Annotated in this window: 15 protein-coding genes and 1 tRNA gene; 6 read left to right on the forward strand and 10 right to left on the reverse strand. The window is 67.8% G+C overall.

All coding sequences use genetic code 11. From position 1 onward, the window contains the following. Positions 1 to 77 precede the first annotated feature (77 nt). From VPA02S_RS03870 to VPA02S_RS03885, 4 genes are all read right to left on the reverse strand, one after another. Positions 78 to 153: transfer RNA gene (locus VPA02S_RS03870), tRNA-Val, on the reverse strand. Between the two features lie 29 nt (positions 154 to 182). Further along, a complete protein-coding gene (locus VPA02S_RS03875) occupies positions 183 to 455 on the reverse strand; it encodes an HU family DNA-binding protein (protein WP_007830705.1) in 273 nt (90 codons plus the stop codon). Between the two features lie 215 nt (positions 456 to 670). Next, entirely contained in the window at positions 671 to 1,756 is a 1,086-nt protein-coding gene (locus VPA02S_RS03880; protein WP_012746930.1) for a tartrate dehydrogenase, read from the reverse strand. Continuing rightward, the gene (locus VPA02S_RS03885; RefSeq protein WP_062362333.1) at positions 1,753 to 2,667 is read right to left on the reverse strand and encodes an alpha/beta fold hydrolase; all 915 of its coding nucleotides are present in this window, start codon (positions 2,665 to 2,667) and stop codon (positions 1,753 to 1,755) included. Before VPA02S_RS03885 ends, VPA02S_RS03880 begins: the two co-directional genes overlap by 4 nt. A 70-nt stretch (positions 2,668 to 2,737) precedes the next feature. Here VPA02S_RS03885 and VPA02S_RS03890 point away from each other — a divergent pair, with 70 nt between their 5' ends. Next, positions 2,738 to 3,700 carry a LysR substrate-binding domain-containing protein gene (locus tag VPA02S_RS03890; RefSeq protein WP_020610554.1) on the forward strand — a complete coding sequence of 321 codons (963 nt, stop codon included), beginning with the start codon at positions 2,738 to 2,740 and terminating at the stop codon, positions 3,698 to 3,700. A gap of 18 nt (positions 3,701 to 3,718) precedes the next feature. Here VPA02S_RS03890 and VPA02S_RS03895 read toward each other — a convergent pair whose 3' ends face one another. From VPA02S_RS03895 to uvrC, 3 genes are read right to left on the reverse strand one after another with little or no spacing between them, the layout of a single operon-like run. Next, positions 3,719 to 4,603, reverse strand: coding sequence for a DMT family transporter (locus tag VPA02S_RS03895; RefSeq protein ID WP_062362336.1), 885 nt, complete (start codon positions 4,601 to 4,603; stop codon positions 3,719 to 3,721). Continuing rightward, on the reverse strand, positions 4,600 to 5,166 hold the full coding sequence (pgsA, locus tag VPA02S_RS03900) for a CDP-diacylglycerol--glycerol-3-phosphate 3-phosphatidyltransferase (RefSeq protein WP_012746926.1): 567 nt from the start codon (positions 5,164 to 5,166) through the stop codon (positions 4,600 to 4,602). Before pgsA ends, VPA02S_RS03895 begins: the two co-directional genes overlap by 4 nt. A 54-nt stretch (positions 5,167 to 5,220) precedes the next feature. Beyond that, positions 5,221 to 7,182 (reverse strand): excinuclease ABC subunit UvrC, encoded by a 1,962-nt coding sequence (gene uvrC, locus VPA02S_RS03905; protein WP_028256156.1) that lies wholly within the window; start codon positions 7,180 to 7,182, stop codon positions 5,221 to 5,223. Between the two features lie 140 nt (positions 7,183 to 7,322). Between uvrC and VPA02S_RS03910 the strand changes: the two genes are divergently transcribed. Then, a complete protein-coding gene (locus VPA02S_RS03910; protein WP_062362338.1) occupies positions 7,323 to 9,377 on the forward strand; it encodes a gamma-glutamyltransferase family protein in 2,055 nt (684 codons plus the stop codon). A 36-nt stretch (positions 9,378 to 9,413) separates the two neighbouring features. On the opposite strand, the gene VPA02S_RS03915 is transcribed toward VPA02S_RS03910, so the two are convergent. After that, on the reverse strand, positions 9,414 to 10,811 hold the full coding sequence (locus VPA02S_RS03915; protein ID WP_374987715.1) for a M20/M25/M40 family metallo-hydrolase: 1,398 nt from the start codon (positions 10,809 to 10,811) through the stop codon (positions 9,414 to 9,416). An 83-nt stretch (positions 10,812 to 10,894) separates the two neighbouring features. Between VPA02S_RS03915 and earP the strand changes: the two genes are divergently transcribed. The 4 genes from earP to VPA02S_RS03935 all read left to right on the forward strand — a co-directional run bounded on the left by earP (position 10,895) and on the right by VPA02S_RS03935 (position 14,595). After that, a complete protein-coding gene (gene earP / locus VPA02S_RS03920; RefSeq protein ID WP_028256158.1) occupies positions 10,895 to 12,058 on the forward strand; it encodes an elongation factor P maturation arginine rhamnosyltransferase EarP in 1,164 nt (387 codons plus the stop codon). Between the two features lie 190 nt (positions 12,059 to 12,248). Beyond that, positions 12,249 to 12,803 (forward strand): elongation factor P, encoded by a 555-nt coding sequence (efp, locus tag VPA02S_RS03925; protein WP_012746921.1) that lies wholly within the window; start codon positions 12,249 to 12,251, stop codon positions 12,801 to 12,803. Between the two features lie 86 nt (positions 12,804 to 12,889). Continuing rightward, positions 12,890 to 13,669, forward strand: a complete 780-nt coding sequence (locus tag VPA02S_RS03930; RefSeq protein ID WP_028256159.1) for a crotonase/enoyl-CoA hydratase family protein — start codon at positions 12,890 to 12,892, stop codon at positions 13,667 to 13,669. Between the two features lie 62 nt (positions 13,670 to 13,731). After that, the gene (locus VPA02S_RS03935; protein ID WP_026283814.1) at positions 13,732 to 14,595 is read left to right on the forward strand and encodes an LOG family protein; all 864 of its coding nucleotides are present in this window, start codon (positions 13,732 to 13,734) and stop codon (positions 14,593 to 14,595) included. A 45-nt stretch (positions 14,596 to 14,640) separates the two neighbouring features. On the opposite strand, the gene VPA02S_RS03940 is transcribed toward VPA02S_RS03935, so the two are convergent. Next, a complete protein-coding gene (locus VPA02S_RS03940) occupies positions 14,641 to 15,804 on the reverse strand; it encodes an MFS transporter (protein WP_028256160.1) in 1,164 nt (387 codons plus the stop codon). Next, positions 15,801 to 17,168 carry a DNA recombination protein RmuC gene (locus VPA02S_RS03945; protein WP_028256161.1) on the reverse strand — a complete coding sequence of 456 codons (1,368 nt, stop codon included), beginning with the start codon at positions 17,166 to 17,168 and terminating at the stop codon, positions 15,801 to 15,803. The genes VPA02S_RS03940 and VPA02S_RS03945 overlap by 4 nt, the downstream gene beginning before the upstream one ends. Positions 17,169 to 17,170 lie beyond the last annotated feature (2 nt).

Below are 17,170 nucleotides of genomic sequence, written 5' to 3' on the forward strand. Positions count from 1 at the left end.
GTCATTCCGGGCGGTAAAGTGGGCAAAGAAAAAGGGCCTAGATCACTCTAAGCCCTTGATTTCACTAGCATTTCGGGTGGTGGGTGCTGAGGGGCTCGAACCCCCGACCTACGCCTTGTAAGGGCGCCGCTCTACCAGCTGAGCTAAGCACCCCACCGGGAATACTCTCCGTAGTCTACGTCTTAGTTCAGCGCGTCTTTCAACGCCTTGCCCGGACGGAACTTCGGAATCTTGGCGGCCTTGATTTTAATCGCGTCGCCGGTGCGCGGATTGCGGCCGGTGCGGGCGGCCCTTTTTCCGACTGCGAAAGTGCCGAAACCGACCAGCGACACCGAGCCGCCTTTTTTGAGCGTGGTACGAATGGCGCCGATGGTGGATTCCAGCGCGCGGGTGGCGGCTGCCTTGGAAATATCGGCGTTCTTTGCGATGTGCTCAATCAGTTCGGTCTTGTTCACAAGGGCCCCTTGTAGAAGAAATAAAGTTGGTCGGCTTTCGTCAGCTGCGAGCTGGCCGCGAAATGACGCGGCTCGAAAAGCCTGGCAGGACTGACGCCTCGGCAGCGCGCTGCCAGCGAGGATTACAACCACTGGTCTGCAGGGTGTCAATACGACACGAGGCCGTGCAGAACAGCGGAGCGCGCGATTTTAGGGGCGTTTCTTGAAGACGAATTTCAAAGGGCCTCGGCAATGGCCTTGCCAAGGTCGCTGGTGCTCGCCTTGCCGCCGATGTCGGGCGTGCGCGGCGCTCCGCTTTGGGGCGCCAGCACCTTTTCGATGGTGGAAAGGATCGCGTCGTGCGCGTTCTTGTGGCCCAGGAACTCGAGCATCATCGCGCCGCACCAGATCTGTCCGATGGGGTTGGCGATGCCCTTGCCCGCGATGTCGGGCGCCGAGCCGTGCACCGGCTCGAACAGCGAGGGCGTGGTGCGCTCCGGGTTGAGGTTGGCGCTGGGCGCAATGCCGATGGTGCCGGTGCACGCAGGGCCGAGGTCGGACAGGATGTCGCCGAACAGGTTGCTGGCCACCACCACGTCGAAGAAGTCGGGCCGCTGCACGAAGTGGGCCGTGAGGATGTCGATGTGGAACTTGTCAAGCTTCACGCCCGGATAGTTCTTTGCCATTTCGGCCACGCGCTCGTCCCAGTACGGCATGGTGATGGAGATGCCGTTCGACTTGGTCGCGCTGGTCAGGTGCTTCTTGGGGCGCGATTGCGCAAGCTCGAACGCGAACTTGAGCACGCGGTCGACGCCCACGCGCGACATCACGGTTTCCTGCACGACGATCTCGCGCGGCGTGCCTTCGTACATGCGCCCGCCGATGCTCGAGTACTCGCCTTCGGTGTTCTCGCGCACGATGTACATGTCGATCTCGCCGGGCTCGCGCGGCGTGCCGTCGCGCCGCACCACGGGTGCCGTGATGCCGGGCATCAGGCGCGCGGGGCGCAGGTTGATGTACTGGTCGAACTCGCGGCGGAACAGGAGCAGCGAGCCCCAGAGCGAGACATGGTCGGCAATCTTCTCGGGCCAGCCGACCGCACCGAAGTAGATGGCATCATGGCCGCCGATCTGGTCCTTCCAGTTGTCGGGCAGCATCTTGCCGTGCTTCTCGCAGTAGTCCCAGCTCGAGAAGTCGAAGTGGTCGAACTTCAGGTCGATGCCGAACTTGCGCGCCGCGGCATCGACCACGCGCAGGCCTTCGGGCATGGTTTCCTTGCCGATGCCGTCGCCGGCGATGACTGCGATTCTGTGGGTGGTCATGGTCTGGTTCCTTCTTGCTGGAGAGGGGAAGTGAAAAACTGGAGCGCCTCGGCGAGCAGTTCGCCCGGGGCCTCCTCCGGTACGTAGTGGCCGCACGGCAAGGCGCGGCCCGAAACCTGGATGGCGCATTCGCGCCAGAGCGAGAGCACATCGAAGCAGCGGCCCACCGCGCCGTGCTCGCCCCAGAGCACGCGCAGCGGCTGCGCAAGCTTGCGGCCGGCGGCGATGTCGGCGCGGTCGTGCACCAGATCGATGGTGGCGGACGCGCGGTAGTCGCCGCAGATCGATTCGGCCGTGCCCGGAATGGCGGCGCAGCGCTCGTATTCGGCCAGCACCTCGGGCGCGAAGGGCGCGAGCCCCGCGTGGCGCCCGCCCATCACGCTGCGCACGTAGCGCACCGGGTCGGAGGCGATTAAGGCCTCGGGCAGCGGCGGCGGTTGGATCAGGAAGAACCAGTGCCAGTAGGCGCGCGCAAAGGCCTCGGTGGTGTTCTGGTACATCGAGAGCGTGGGCGCGATGTCCAGCAGCAGCATGCGCTCGACGGCCGCCGCATGGTCGGCGGCCAGCCGATGCGCGACACGCGCGCCGCGGTCGTGCGCCAGCACGCCGAAGCGCTCGAAGCCGTGATGGCGCATGGCGGCGAGTGCATCGAGCGCCATTTCGCGCTTGCTGTAGGCCACGTGGCCGGCATCGTCCGCGGGGCGGCCGGAGTCGCCATAGCCGCGCAGGTCCACCGTCACCACCGTGAATTGCTCGGCGAGCGCCGGCGCCACGCGATGCCAGATCAGGTGCGTCTGCGGATGCCCGTGCAAGAGCAGCAGGGGCGCGCCGCGCCCGCCGATGCGGCCATGCACGCGCACGCCGTTGCGCTCGATGTCGAATCTCGGAAAGTCGAAGAGAGAAGCAGTCACGCGGCGATTGTGCGTTGCGCTCCATCGATCATCAAGCAACAATCAACCAATTCATACTTTCCAATCTGGCATGAATCCATTGTCGATGGACCGCGGCGATCTCGAACTGGTGCTGGCCATCCGCGACCAGGGAAGCCTGGCGGGCGCCTCCGCCACGCTGGACGTGGTGCCCTCGGTCGTGACCAAGCGGCTCGGTGCGCTCGAGGCGCGGCTGGGCCAGCGGCTGTTCGAGCGCACCACGCGCCGCCTCAGCGTGACAGCCGAGGGCGAAGCGGTCTGCCTGCACGCGAGGGCGCTGCTCGAAGGCTTTGCGGCGCTCGAAAGCGAGCTCGGCGAGCGGCAGAACGAGCTGGTGGGCACCATCCGGCTGGCCGCCACTTTCGGCTTCGGCCGGCGCTGGCTCGGCCCTGCCCTGGCCAGCTTCCAGGCGCGCCATCCCGGGCTGCAGATCGAGTTGCTGCTGACCGAGCGGCTGCCCGACCTCGGCGCCGAAGGCTATGACGGCGCGCTCTGGCTCTGGGCCGTGCAGCAGCGCCGCGCGGCCGACTGGGTCACGCGCCGCATTGCGCGCAACCAGCGTGTGCTGGCCGCCTCTCCTTCATATATAGAGCGGCGCGGCCTGCCGGCCACCGTCGATGCGCTGGCGGCGCACGACTGCCTGGTCGCGCGCGAGAACGGCGAGGTCAACCAGCACCAGTTCGCGCTGTGGACCCTGCGCCATGCGCGCGACGGCAGCACGGCGCGCGTGCGCGTCCAGGGTCCGCTCACGAGCAATTCGGGCGAGATGGTGCGCGACTGGTGCCTGAGCGGCCACGGCATCATGCTGCGCAGCCTGTGGGACATCGCACCGCAACTGGCTTCCGGCGAACTGGTGCGGGTGCTGCCCCACTACGCCATGCCCGATGCCGACATCCACTGGATCGCGCCCTGGCGCCCCAAGACGCCGCGCCGCGTGCGGCTGCTGCTCGACCACCTGGCCGAACAGTTCCGCGGCGAGCCCTGGAAACCCGGCAAGGCCGGTTCGCCGCGCTGAAGAAAAAGCAAGGGCGGCTCAGCGATCGCTGCGCACCACCAGGCTCACGCCGGCGGCGGTAAGCCCGATGCCCAGCAAGGTCACCAGGGTGATCGGCTCGGCGAACAGCAGCCAGGCCATGACTGCCGTGCACGGCGGCACCAGATAGAGCAGGCTCGTGACGGCGGTGGCCGTGCCGCGCTGGATCAGCATGTAGAGCAGCGAGCTGCCGCCCAGCGACAGCACCAGCACCGACCAGGCCATGGCGCCGGTCGAATGCGCGTTCCATTCGATGCCTTGCGATTCCATGGCCGCAAAGGGCAGGCACACGATCAATGCGGCCGCCATCTGCACGGCGCTCGCGCTGCGCACGTCGCAGGGCGCGACGAAGCGCTTCTGGTACAGCGTGCCCGCCGTGATCGCAAGGAGCGCCATCACCGCAAGCGCCGTGGTCAACGCGCTGACCTCGCTGCCCTGGCCGAACTTGCGCGACACCACGAGCACCAGGCCCGCAAAGCCGAGCACCAGCCCGGCCCATTGGCGCTGCGAAATGCGCCCGCCGTTGAACGACAGCCAGACGGCGGTCAGCACCGGCTGGATGCCGACCAGCAATGCCACCAGCCCCGCACCCATGCCCGCATGCACCGCGGCCCAGACGCCGCCCAGGTAGCCTGCCTGCATCAGGACGCCGGTGACCGCCAGATGCCCCCACTGCGCGCGGTCCTTCGGCCAGGCGACCCGCGCAAGCCTGACCCAGAGGCAGAAGCACACGAGAGAAAGGGCAAAGCGCACAGCCAGGAACTTGAGCGGCGGCGCATAGGGCATGCCATAGCGCGCAACGATGAAGCCCGTGCTCCAGATCAGCACGAACACCGCCGGCATGGCGCGCAGCCAGCTTGCGCCGCGGGCCGCAGCCACGCTCATTTGGCGCGGGCCCGGATTTCGGGAATGGCCTTCTGCAGGTAATAGACCATCGACCAGATCGTGAGCACGGCCGAGATCCAGATCAGCCACTGGCCCCAGAGGCCGGTGTCGATGATCTTGAAGAGGCGTCCGTCATAGAGCAGGAACGGAATCGCGACCATCTGCACGGTGGTCTTGACCTTGCCGATCATGTGCACCGCCACGCTCTTGCTCGCGCCGATCTGAGCCATCCACTCGCGCAGCGCCGAGATCGCGATCTCGCGGCCGATGATGATCAGCGCCACGAACACGTCGGCGCGGTTCAGGTGCACCAGCACCAGCAGCGAGGCGCAGACCAGGAACTTGTCGGCCACCGGATCGAGGAAGGCGCCGAAGGCCGAGGTCTGGTTGAGCTTGCGCGCCAGGAAGCCGTCGAGCCAGTCGGTGGCCGCGAAGACGATGAACATGACCGTGGCGATCAGGTTGCGCATCGGCTCGGCCATCGGCAGGTAGAACACACCAACGATCAATGGAATCGCGACGATGCGCGTCCAGGTCATGATGGTCGGGAGGGTCCAGAACATGCGGGCGATTGTGTCATGCGCGAGAGGCTGAAGCTGAAGCCGGGGCAATCGGCCTCAATGCAGCGCGCGATAGATTTCCTCGGCCAGGTCGGTCGCAATGCCTTCGACCGATGCAATGTCCTCGACGCTGGCGGCCGCCACGCCGCGGATTCCGCCAAAGCGCTGCAGCAAGCGCGCCCGGCGCTTCGGCCCGATGCCCGGAATGTCCTCGAGCTGGCTGCCGCCCACGCGCACCTTCGCACGCTTGGCGCGCATGCCGGTGATGGCAAAGCGGTGTGCCTCGTCGCGGATCTGCGCCACCAGCATCAGCGCCGCGGAGTCCTTGCCCAGGTAGACCTTCTCGCGGCCATCGGCAAACACCAGTTCCTCGAGCCCGACCTTGCGCCCCTCGCCCTTCTCGACGCCGACGATGAGCGACAGCGGCAGGCCCAGTTCGCTGAACACCTCGCGCGCCATCGACACCTGGCCCTTGCCTCCGTCGACCAGCACCAGTTCCGGCATGCGCGCGGTCCGGGTCTTGGGCGGTGCGCCGCCGCCATCGCTCTCGGCGTCGCCCGGCGGCAGCGCTTCAGTCTCGGCCGCCATGGCCTCGGCCAGCTTGCCATAGCGGCGGTGCAGCACCTGGCGCATCGCGGCGTAGTCGTCGCCGGGCGTGATGCCCTCGATGTTGTAGCGGCGGTATTCGCGGTTTTGCATCGTGTGGTGCTCGAACACCACGCACGAGGCCTGCGTGGCCTCGCCCGCGGTGTGCGAGATGTCGAAGCATTCGATGCGGAAGTTGTCGAGATCGTCGGGCGCGAGCTCCAGCGCATCGGCCAGCGCACGGGTGCGCGCCTGCTGCGAACCTTCTTCCGCCAGCAGCCGGGCCAGTTGCAGGCCGGCGTTGGTCTCGGCCATCTCGAGCCAGTGGCGGCGCTGCTCGCGCGGCTGGAACACCGCCGTCACGCGCGCGCCGGCCTGCTGCGAGATCGCCTCGATCAGCTCGCGGCTCACCAGGTGGCTCAGCACCAGCGTGGCGGGCACGGGCACGTCGATGTAGTGCTGGGCAACGAAGGCCTCGAGCACCTGCACCTCGATCGGATCGGCCGCGGCGGGCGCTGCGCCCTCTTCCGCATCGAGCTCGCCATGATGGATCTGCGCGGCGTCTTCCACATGCACCGGGAAATAGGCGCGGTCGCCCAGGTGCCGGCCGCCGCGCACCATCGCCAGGTTGACGCAGGCCTTGCCGCCCTGCACCTTGACGGCAAGGATGTCGACGTCCTTGTCCGAGGCGATCTCGATCGACTGCTGGTGCAGCACGCGCGAGATCGCCGACATCTGGTTGCGCAGCTCGGCCGCCTGTTCGAATTCGAGCTTCTCGGCGTGCTCGGTCATGCGCGCCTCGAGCTTGGAGAGCACGAGCTGGGTGTCGCCCCTCAGGAAGGCCTCGGCGCTGGCCACGTCCTGCGCATAGGCCTCGGGCGTGATGTAGCCCACGCAGGGGCCGGTGCAGCGCTTGATCTGGTACAGCAGGCAGGGCCGTGTGCGGTTGGCGTACACCGTGTCTTCGCAGGTGCGCAGCCTGAACACCTTCTGCAGCAGCTGGATCGACTCCTTCACCGCCCAGGCGCTCGGGTAGGGCCCGAAGTAGCGGTGCTTCTTGTCGACCGCGCCGCGGTAGTAGGCCAGGCGCGGAAACTCGTGCGAGGCGATCTTCAGGTAGGGATAGCTCTTGTCGTCGCGGAACAGGATGTTGTAGCGCGGCTTGAGCGTCTTGATGAGATTGTTCTCGAGCAAGAGCGCCTCGGCCTCGGAGCGCACCACGGTGGTCTCCATGCGCACGATCTTGCTGATCATGTGGCCGATGCGCGTGCCGCCATGGCTCTTCTGGAAATAGTTGGCAACCCGCTTCTTGAGGTTGCGCGCCTTGCCCACGTAGAGCACCGCGCCGGCCGCGTCGAAATAGCGGTAGACGCCCGGCAGCTGCGGCAGGGCCGCGACTTCGCTGAGCAATTGATCGGAATGCACGTCTGACATGGCGGCTATTGTGGCGCGCACGCCAGGCCGCAGGGCCAGCCTGCGAGGAAACCCCGATCGGCCTGGAATGAATTGTGCTGATGATGACGCGCGCGAGGAGCGCCTGTGTCATTTCATCAAGACTACTCGGGGGAACTCTCATGAAGAAAAACATCCGGACGGGCGCCTGGCTGGCACTGTCCCCCATCGCGCTGGCCTTGACGGTGGCCGGCTGCGGCGGCGGCGGCAATGGCGCGCAGGACAACGCCGCCCTGGTCGCGGCGATCGCCGCCATCAACGCGGCCAACGCCAACCGGCCTGCCCCACCGCCGCCCGAAGCCGACAAGGGCTGCCTGATCGGCGACGGCGGCACGCCGGTCGTGGTGGGTTCCGGCGACCCGGGCGACCCGGCGGCACCCGAGCCCGCCTCGGGCTATGTCGTCGGCCACAAGCTGGTCTACGCGAAGAACTACATGGTGGTGGCCAACCATCCGCTCGCCACGCGCGCGGGCTGCGATGTCCTCAAGGCCGGCGGCAGCGCAGTCGATGCGGCAGTGGCGGTGCAGGCCGTGCTGGGCCTGGTCGAGCCGCAATCCAGCGGCCTGGGCGGCGGCGCGTTCATGCTTCACTACGACGCGGCAACCAGGAAGCTGCAGGCCTACGACGGGCGCGAAATGGCGCCGGCAGCGGCAACCGAGAACTACTTGCGCTGGATCGACGACGTGGCGGACCAGAACCCGCCCAAGCCCAGCGCCCGTGCGAGCGGCCGTTCCATCGGCACACCCGGCGCGGTGCGCATGCTCGACATTGCCTACAGGGACCATGGCAAGCTGCCCTGGAAAGACCTCTTCAGCTACGGCATCACGCTCGCCGCCGATGGCTTCCCGATCGGCGGGCGCATGGCCGCCGCCATCTCCGGCTCGGCCGCCAGCCTCAAGCGCGACGCCGAGGCCACGGCCTACTTCTTCAACGACGACGGCACGCCGAAGGCGCTGGGCACCAGGCTCAAGAATCCGGCCTATGCCAGGACCCTCGGCACCATTGCCACACAGGGCGCGGACGCGTTCTACACCGGCGCCATCGCGCAAGGCATCGTCGACAAGATCGGCATCACGGCGGCCGCCGACGGTTCGGCCATCACGCCCGGCAAGACGACCATGGCCGACATGGCCGGCTACGTGGCCAAACGCCGCGATCCGGTCTGCGGCGCCTACCGCGACTACTACGTGTGCAGCATGTCGCCGCCGTCCTCCGGCGGCATTGCGGTGGTGCAGTCGCTGGGCATCCTGGAGACCTTCAACCTGGGCCTGTACAAGCCCACCGCGATCGACCTCGAAGGCGGCAAGCCGACCGTGATGGGCGTGCACCTGGTGAGCGAGGCCGAGCGCCTGGCCTATGCCGACCGCGACAAATACGTGGCCGACACCGACTTCGTGCCGCTGCCCGGCGGCTCGGTCAACACCTTGATCAACAAGCCCTACCTGCAGAAGCGGGCCAGCCTGATCAGCCTGTCGGCGAGCATGGGAACGGCACTGCCGGGCGACCTTGGAAGCGTGCCCCTGGGCATCGACAAGACCGAGGAGCACGGCACGACGCACTTCACCGTGGTCGACAAGCAGGGCAACGTCGTCACGATGACCACCACCGTCGAGAGCACGCTCGGTTCGTTCCACATGACCCAGGGCTTCATGCTGAACAACCAGCTGACCGACTTCGCTTCCAACCCCGACGACACCAGCGTCACGCCGAGCGTGAAGGTGGCCAACCGCGTCGCCCCCGGCAAGCGCCCGCGCAGCACGATGGCGCCCACGATGGTGTTCAGGAAGAACAGCGACGGCAGCATGGGAGAGTTCGTGATGGGAACCGGATCGCCGGGCGGCGGCACGATCATCCAGTACGTGGTGAAGACGCTGGTCGGCGCGCTCGACTGGGGCCTCGATGCGCAGCAGGCCACCTCGCTGGTGGACTTCGGCGCCTCCAACAGCAAGACCACCAACGTGGGCGGCGAGCACCCGGCGATCGACACGTCGGACTCGGGCAACAACGACCCGCTGATCACCGGCCTGCGCGCGCTCGGCCACACGGTGGGCTTCGGGGCGCAGTCCAGCGGCATCAGCACCATCATGCGCACGACCGTGGGCGGCAAACCGGTGCTCACCGGCGGCGCCGATCCGCGGCGCGAAGGCATCGTGCTGGGAGACACCTTCACGCCCTGACCGGGAGGCCCGCCCTCTCCGCGGGGAGGGCGGCGCCTATCTGGCGAGCTCGCTCACCAGCCGGTACAGGAACTCGCGGCCGTCGTAGAGCCGCTGGATCTCGATGCGCTCGTCCAGCCCGTGGGCGCGCGCATCCGCGGGATCGAGGAACATGCCCGTCACGCCATACATCGGAATGCCGGCGTTGCGCATGAAGCGGCTGTCGGTGGCGCCGGTGCTCATCGCGGGCACCACCGGCACGCCGGGCCACATGGCCTGCGTCACCGATTCCACGGTCTTCACCAGGTCGCCGTTCAGCGGCGAGGCCGGGCTGCGCAAGGGCTTGCCGAGGTTGCGCACCACGATCTTGTCGTTGCCCACGGCCTGGGTCAGCAGGCGCTCGACTTCGTCCGGGTCGTCGTGCGGCAGGATGCGGCAGTTGACCGTGGCCTTGGCCGACTGCGGCAGCGCGTTCTCGGCATGGCCCGCCTGCACCATGGTCGCCACGCAGGTGGTGCGCAGCTGCGCGTTGTAGGCCGGATTGGCCGAGAGCCGCTCGATCACCGCGGGCTCGGGGTTGCCGCCGCCAACCGCGCGCATGTCGTCGGCCAGCTGGCCGGTGGCAAACGGCGCGCTGCGTGCGAAATAGGTCTTGGTGACCTCGCCCAGCTTGACCGGGAACGCGTAGCTGCCCAGGCGCTCGAGCCCCGCGGACAGTGCGTAGATCGGGTTGCTATTGGTCGGCACCGAGCTGTGGCCGCCGACGTCGCGCGCCTCGAGCATGTAGGTGGTGTACATCTTCTCGGCCACCTGCATGCGGTGCAGGTTGGGCTTGCCCCCGCGCAGTTCGCCGCCGCCGCCTTCGTTGATGCCGAACTCCGCCTGCAGCAGCTCGGGCTTGTTGTTGATGAGCCAGAAGGCGCCGTTGCTGAGCGCGTCGCCGCGCTCTTCGTCGGCCGTCAGCGCCAGGATGATGTCGCGGCTGGGCTTGAAGCCTTCCTGCTTGAGCTGCCCCAGCACCGACACCAGCGCCGAGGCCATGGCCTTGTCGTCGATCGAACCGCGCGCCGTGAAATAGCCGCCGGTTTCCTGCAGCTTGAACGGATCGGTCTTCCAGTCCTCGCGCCGGGCCTCGACCACGTCGATATGGGCCAGCAGCAGCAGCGGCTTCTTGCTGCCGTTACCCTTGAAGCGCAGCACCAGGTTGCCCTTCTTGGGGAAGGGCTCGAAGATCTGGATGTCGCCGGGCGCAAAGCCCGCTTCGACCAGCCGCTTTTCCATGGCGCGCGCCGCGAGCGTGTTGTCGCCCGCCGAATGGCTGGTGTTGATCTCGATCAGCTCCTTGTAGATGTCGTGAAAGCGCTGCTGCTGCGGTGTCAGCGACGGCGTCGTTTGCGCCGAGGCACCGGCCAGGCCGCCCAAGGCCAGGGAAAGCGCGAGCACGGTTCTCGCCATGCCGGGGTGAGCAAAGAAACCAAGGGAAAGTGGCGAACGGCGGCGGGTCGGCAGGCGCATGGTTTCTCTCTCCGGATGTTGTGATGCCGGCCAGCATACCAAGCAGGCACCACGGCCTCGCCCCGCCGAAGACAGGCACACTCGCGCCCATGCAATGGGACATTTTCTGCAGGGTCATCGACAACCACGGCGACCTCGGCGTGTGCTGGCGGCTGTCGAGCCAGCTGGCCGCCCTCGGCGAATGCGTGCGCCTGTGGATCGACGACGCCACGGCGCTGCACTGGATGGCGCCCACCGGCTGCGAGGGCGTGAGCGTGGTTGACTGGCTCGAGCCCGCCGCCGTCCGGCAAGCCGTGGCGGCCCCGCCGCCCGATGTGCTGGTCGAGGCCTTCGGCTGCGAGCCGGCGCCCGAACTGATCGCGCGCTTTGCCGAGCCGCAGGCCCAGGGCGGGCCGGGGCGGGCGTGGATCAATCTCGAGTACCTGTCGGCCGAGCCGTATGTCGAACGCCTGCACGGCCTGCCCTCGCCCGTGTTCAAGGGGCCCGGCACGGGATTGACGAAGCGCTTTTTCTATCCGGGCTTCACCCCCGCCACGGGGGGCCTGCTGCGGGAGCCCGGCCTGCTGGAGCGACGGGCGCGCTTCGACCGCGCGCAATGGCTCGCGGCGCAGCAAATTCCCTGGCGCGACGGCGAACGCCTGGTGTCGCTGTTCTGCTACGAGCCGCCGTCGCTGGCGACCCTGCTCGAGCAATTGGCAGTGGGTTCGCAGCCCACACGGCTCCTGGTCACCTCGGGCCGGGCCGCGCATGCGGTCAGGGCGTTCTTTGCCGACAGGAAACAGCCGGATCACGGGGTCTCGGGGCTCGGCGCGCTATCAATTTCATACCTGCCCTACCTCACGCAGGCCGATTTCGATCATCTTCTCTGGGCCTGCGACCTGAATTTCGTGCGCGGCGAGGATTCGCTCGTTCGGGGGCTGTGGGCCGGCGTCCCGCTGGTCTGGCAGATCTATCCGCAGGACGACGACGCGCACCACGTCAAGCTCGGCGCCTGGCTCGACTGGCTGGGCGCCCCGCCGTCGCTGCGGCAGTTCCACCATGCCTGGAACGGGTTCGACAGCAGCCCCCTGCCCGCTCTCGAAACACAGGGCCCATGGCGCGAAACCGTGCTGGCCGCCCGCCAAAAGCTGTGCGCACAAGAGGACTTGGTCACTCAATTGCGGCATCTGGTCGCCGGAAAAAGCTAAAATAGCGGGCTTTGCGGATTTCGGCCCGGATCTACACAGATCCGAGATGCTCTCCGCCAAACCTGCCGCGGGACATGTACCGCGGGGCCAATGAGGCCGGCAAGACACGCCGGCAAGACCTTGCAAACCACATTGCATACGTCGCCCGATGGCTCCGCGCACCGAGCGGCCAACATCCAGAGAACCTGATATGAAAATCGCTCAAGAAATCCGCGCCGGCAACGTCATCATGCACGGCAAGGACCCGATGGTCGTCCTCAAGACCGAATACAGCCGCGGCGGCCGCAACTCCGCCACCGTGCGCATGAAGCTCAAGAGCCTGATCGCCAACTTCAACACCGAAGTGGTCTTCAAGGCCGACGACAAGATCGACCAGATCGTGCTGGACAAGAAGGAGTGCACCTACTCCTACTTCGCCGATCCGATGTACGTCTGCATGGACACCGAGTACAACCAGTACGAAGTCGAAGCCGAGAACATGGGCGACGCGCTCAACTACCTCGAAGACGGCATGCCGGTCGAAGTGGTGTTCTACGACGGCAAGGCCATCTCGGTCGAACTGCCGACCAGCGTCGAGCGCGAAATCACCTGGACCGAGCCGGCCGTCAAGGGCGACACCTCGGGCAAGGTGCTCAAGCCCGCCAAGATCGCCACCGGCTTCGAAGTGCCGGTGCCGCTGTTCGTGTCGCAAGGCGACAAGATCGAAATCGACACCCGCACCGGCGAATACCGCAAGCGCGTCTAAGCCCGCACCCCTGCTGGCTGGCCAGCACCCAACGACAAGGGCTCCGCAAGGAGCCTTTTTCCGTTGATGGGCTTACCCTTGCGCCCATGAACACGTCCGCCAGCGTCCGCACCGAGATCGATGGGCCGGTCAGCACCATCGTCATGAGCCGCCCGAAGCAGCGCAACGCCGTCGACCGGCCCATGGCCGACGCGCTGCGCGCCGCCTTCGAGCGCTTCGAAGCCGATCAAAGCCAGCGCGTTGCGGTGCTCTGGGGCGAGCACGGCAGCTTCTGCGCCGGCGCCGACCTGGGCGCGGTCGGCGACCCCGCGCGCCGCAACGAACTCGACCCCGAGGGCGGCGGCACGGGCCCGATGGGCCCGACCCGCATGGCGCTTGCCAAGCCCCTGATCGCCGCCATCAGCGGCCATGCGGTGGCCGGCGGCCTGGAGCTGGCGCTGCTGGCCGACCTGCGCGTGGCCGAGGAAGATGCCGTGCTCGGCGTGTTCTGCCGGCGCTGGGGCGTGCCGCTGATCGACGGCGGCACGGTGCGGCTGCCGCGCATCATTGGCATGGGCCGCGCGCTCGACCTGATCCTGACCGGACGGCCCGTGAGCGCCCCGGAAGCGCAGGCCATGGGCCTGGTCAACCGCGTGGTGCCGCTCGGCCAGGCCCGCCACGCGGCCGAAGCGCTCGCGCGCGAGATCGCATCGTTCCCGCAGCAGTGCATGCTGGCGGACCGCCAATCCGCCCATGCCCAATGGAGCCTGCCGCTGGCCGATGCGCTGCGGCAGGAAGGCCGGCTCGGCGTGCCGATCGTCGCGGCCGAAGGCGTGGCCGGTGCCGAACGCTTCGTGCGCGGCGAGGGGCGCCACGGCACCTTCTGAGCTGCGGGGCGCCGCATCCGCGACGCTGCACAATGCTGCAAGTCTTCCTGTCCGATTTCTCCATGAACAACACGCACGACCTTCACGACAAGCGCCTCGCGGACGCCTGGGCCACCCTCAAGGCGCACGCCGAAAAGGGCCTCCCCCTCGATCCCGATCCTTCGCGCCTCGCCTTTGCCGATCCGGAATTCCTGCTGCGCCGCGAAACCCGCGGCATCCGCATGCAGCTCGAGCTGATGAAGCCCGACCTGGAGCAGCGCGCCCACGGCATCGAGAACACCGTGGTGGTGTTCGGCAGCGCGCGCTTTCGCAGCGAGGAAGAAGCAGCCGCGCTGGTCGCGCAGGCCGAAGCCGCCGGCGATGCGGTGGCGGCCGAGCGCTGGCGCCGCCTGGCGCGCAGCTCGCACTACTACGAGAAGGCCCGCGCCTTCGGCAAGCTGGTGGCGGAGTTCAGCAACGGCAAGGAGCCCGAGGACAAGCTCTTTGTCTGCACCGGCGGCGGCCCCGGCATCATGCAGGCGGCCAACCGCGGCGCGCACGAAGGCGGCGGCCTCTCGGTCGGCCTGGCCATCGCGCTGCCGATGGAAGAAGAAGCCAACCCCTACGTCACGCCGGCGCTGAGCTTCAAGTTCCACTACTTCGCGATCCGCAAGATGCATTTCATGATGCGTGCCAAGGCGCTGGTGGCGTTTCCGGGCGGCTTCGGCACGCTGGACGAGCTGTTCGAGGTGATCACGCTGGTGCAGACCCGCAAGTCGAAGCCGGTGCCGATCGTGCTGTTCGGCTCGGCCTACTGGAAGAAGCTGGTCGACTTTGACTTCCTGGTCGAGGAAGGCGTGATCTCGCCGGCCGACGTGAAGCTCTTCGAATACGTCGACGCGCCCGAAGATGCCTGGGATGCGATCAAGCGCTTCTACAAGCTGTAGTCCGGTTCCAGGCTCCGGCGGCATCGCCCCGCCTCCGCGGGGCAGCTAGACCTTCAAGCCCCAGGTCGCCCGCGCCCCCAGCACAACCACGCCGCCCACCACCCAGAAGACGCCCGCGATGCCGATCAGCGCGCCGATCGAGCCGAACAGCATCGGCATGGCCACGCTCGAGGCGTTGATGGTCATGAGGCGCAGGCCCAGCGCCTCGCCGTGCCGCGCATGCGGCGTGATCTGGTGCAGCATGCTCATCACCATCGGCTGCACCGCGCCGAGCGCAAAGCCCAGGATCACCGAGCACAGGCCCATGCTCCAGGCCGAATCGAGCAGCGGATAGACCGCGAACACCAGCGCCGTGACGAGGGTGGAGCTCAGGATCACGCTTCGCTCCGAAGCGCGCGAGGCCACCAGCGGCAGCACCACCCGGATGGCCGCCGCTGCAATGGCGAAGGCGCCGAGGATGGAACCGATCATCGACGCGCTGATGCCGCGGTCATGCCCCAGCACCGGCAGCACGAAGGCATGCACGTCCCAGCTCGACGATTGCAGCCAGTTCACGAACAGCAGGCGGCGGAACATCGGCTCGCGCAGCAGGTCCCAGGCGCGCGTGGGCGCGGCGCCGGCGGCGGGTGCCGCAGGCGGCGGTTCGTGCGCGCCGCGCGCCAGCAGCCAGCAGGCGATGGGGAAAGCCGCCATCACCGCAAAGCAGACCCGGAACGCCAGCATGTCCGCAGGGGCTCGCCCTGCATGGTCGATGAGCATGCCGGCGACGAAAGGGCCGATGAAATTGGCGACCGCGGGCGCTATCGCAAGCCAGCTGAACACGCGCTTGAGCTGCGTGGCGTTGGTCGCGGAGCGGCCCACGTGGCGCTGCAGCGCAATGACGGTCGCGCCGGTGGCGCCGCCGGTCAGCAGCGCCGCGATGCACATCATTGGAAAGGTCGGAAAGGCGAGCACGAGTGCTGCGCCGGCCGAAGCCGCAATGACCGACAGCCACAGCGGCCGCTTGAACCCGTACCGGTCGGCAAAGCGCCCCGCCGGCAGCGCCAGGAACACCTGCGTGAGCGCGAACAGCGCGATCAGCACGCCGACGGCCGCCGCGCTGTAGCCCAGTTGCAGCGCCAGCAGCGGGGTTGCGAGCCGCATGCCGGCCATGGTGGCGTGCAGGCAGACCTGGGCGCCGATCACGCGCAGCAGTTCGGAGCCTTTCACGGGGTGTCGTCGCCCTCGCTGTCTGCGGTGGGAGGCAGCAGCACCTGCGACTGGGCCTCGGGCAGCGCCTCGACCTTGCGCAGCGCCAGGCGCATCTGCTTGGCGCGCGTGTCGGCCTTGTCGAGCGTGTCGGAGGCCTTGGCCACCTGCTCCTTGATGCGCGAGACCCATTCGCCATAGCGCTCGAACTCGGTCTTGACCGCGCCCAGCACCTTCCAGACCTCGGAGGCCTGCTGCTCGAGCGCCAGCGTGCGAAAGCCCATGTGCAGGCTGTTGAGCATGGCAAGCAGGGTGGTGGGGCCGGCCAGCGTGACGCGGTGCTGGCGCTGGATGGCGTCCATCAGGCCCGGGCGGCGCAGCACCTCGGCATAGAGGCTTTCGACCGGCAGGAAAAGAATGGCGAAGTCGGTGGTGTGCGGCGCCGCCAGGTAGTTCTCGGCGATCGAGCGGGCCTCCACGCGGATGCGCGCCTCGAGCGCCTTGGCCGCGAGCTCGGCGCCGGGCGCGTCGGCGCGCTCGTGCGCATCGATCAGGCGCTCGTAGTCGTCGCGCGGAAACTTGGCGTCGATCGGCAGCCACACCGGGGCGCCGTCGTCGCCGCGGCCCGGGAAGCGGATCGCGAAGTCCACGCGCTGGCCGCTGCGCGGCTTGGTCTCGATCTGCTTGGCGTACTGCTCGGGCGTGAGCACCTGCTCGAGCAGCGCCTCGAGCTGCACCTCGCCGAACACGCCGCGCGTCTTCACGTTGGTCAGCACACGCTGCAGGCTGCCGACGCCGACGGCCAGCGTCTGCATCTCGCCCAGGCCCTTGTGCACCTGCTCGAGCCGGTCGGCCACCTGCTTGAAGCTCTCGCCCAGGCGGGCTTCGAGCGTGCTCTGCAGCTTCTCGTCGACGGTCTTGCGCATCTCGTCGAGCTTGGCGGTGTTGCTCTGCTGCAGCTGCGCGAGCTGCGCTTCCATGGTCGCGCGCACTTCCGACAGGCGGCGCGCATTGGATTCGCTCAGGCCCTGGAGCTGGGTGTTGAGCGTGTCGGCCAGCGTCTTCTGCAAGGAGGCGAGCTGCAGCGAGAAGGCATCGAGCTGGGCGTTCTGCGTGCGGGTGGCTTCGGCGCCCTGCTGCACCAGCGCCTGCTGGAAGGTGGCGAAGGCCTGCGCGGTTTCCTGCCGCGCGCCGCGCGAACTTTCGCCGATCTCGTGGCGCAGTTCGCGCTCGGTGCGTTCGTTGGCGGTGCCCATGGCGGACAGCACGGAGAGCAGTTCGCTGTGGTCGGGCGCCGGCTGGCGGCGAGCCAGCAGCCAGACCGCGAGCACCAGCTGGACCACCGCAAGGGCGGCCAGCAGAAGAAGAATCAGGGAAGTGTCCAAGG

Origin of the sequence: Variovorax paradoxus NBRC 15149 (genome assembly GCF_001591365.1) — a bacterium.
In the GTDB taxonomy this organism is placed as follows: domain Bacteria; phylum Pseudomonadota; class Gammaproteobacteria; order Burkholderiales; family Burkholderiaceae_C; genus Variovorax; species Variovorax paradoxus.

Coding starts and splice junctions, on each gene's coding strand:
- VPA02S_RS03880 (WP_012746930.1), bottom strand. CDS start 1,756: ATGACCACCCACAGAATCGCAGTCATCGCCGGCGACGGCATCGGCAAG.
- VPA02S_RS03890 (WP_020610554.1), top strand. CDS start 2,738: ATGAATCCATTGTCGATGGACCGCGGCGATCTCGAACTGGTGCTGGCC.
- VPA02S_RS03895 (WP_062362336.1), bottom strand. CDS start 4,603: ATGAGCGTGGCTGCGGCCCGCGGCGCAAGCTGGCTGCGCGCCATGCCG.
- pgsA (WP_012746926.1), bottom strand. CDS start 5,166: ATGTTCTGGACCCTCCCGACCATCATGACCTGGACGCGCATCGTCGCG.
- uvrC (WP_028256156.1), bottom strand. CDS start 7,182: ATGTCAGACGTGCATTCCGATCAATTGCTCAGCGAAGTCGCGGCCCTG.
- VPA02S_RS03910 (WP_062362338.1), top strand. CDS start 7,323: ATGAAGAAAAACATCCGGACGGGCGCCTGGCTGGCACTGTCCCCCATC.
- VPA02S_RS03915 (WP_374987715.1), bottom strand. CDS start 10,811: ATGGCGAGAACCGTGCTCGCGCTTTCCCTGGCCTTGGGCGGCCTGGCC.
- earP (WP_028256158.1), top strand. CDS start 10,895: ATGCCGGCCAGCATACCAAGCAGGCACCACGGCCTCGCCCCGCCGAAG.
- efp (WP_012746921.1), top strand. CDS start 12,249: ATGAAAATCGCTCAAGAAATCCGCGCCGGCAACGTCATCATGCACGGC.
- VPA02S_RS03930 (WP_028256159.1), top strand. CDS start 12,890: ATGAACACGTCCGCCAGCGTCCGCACCGAGATCGATGGGCCGGTCAGC.
- VPA02S_RS03935 (WP_026283814.1), top strand. CDS start 13,732: ATGAACAACACGCACGACCTTCACGACAAGCGCCTCGCGGACGCCTGG.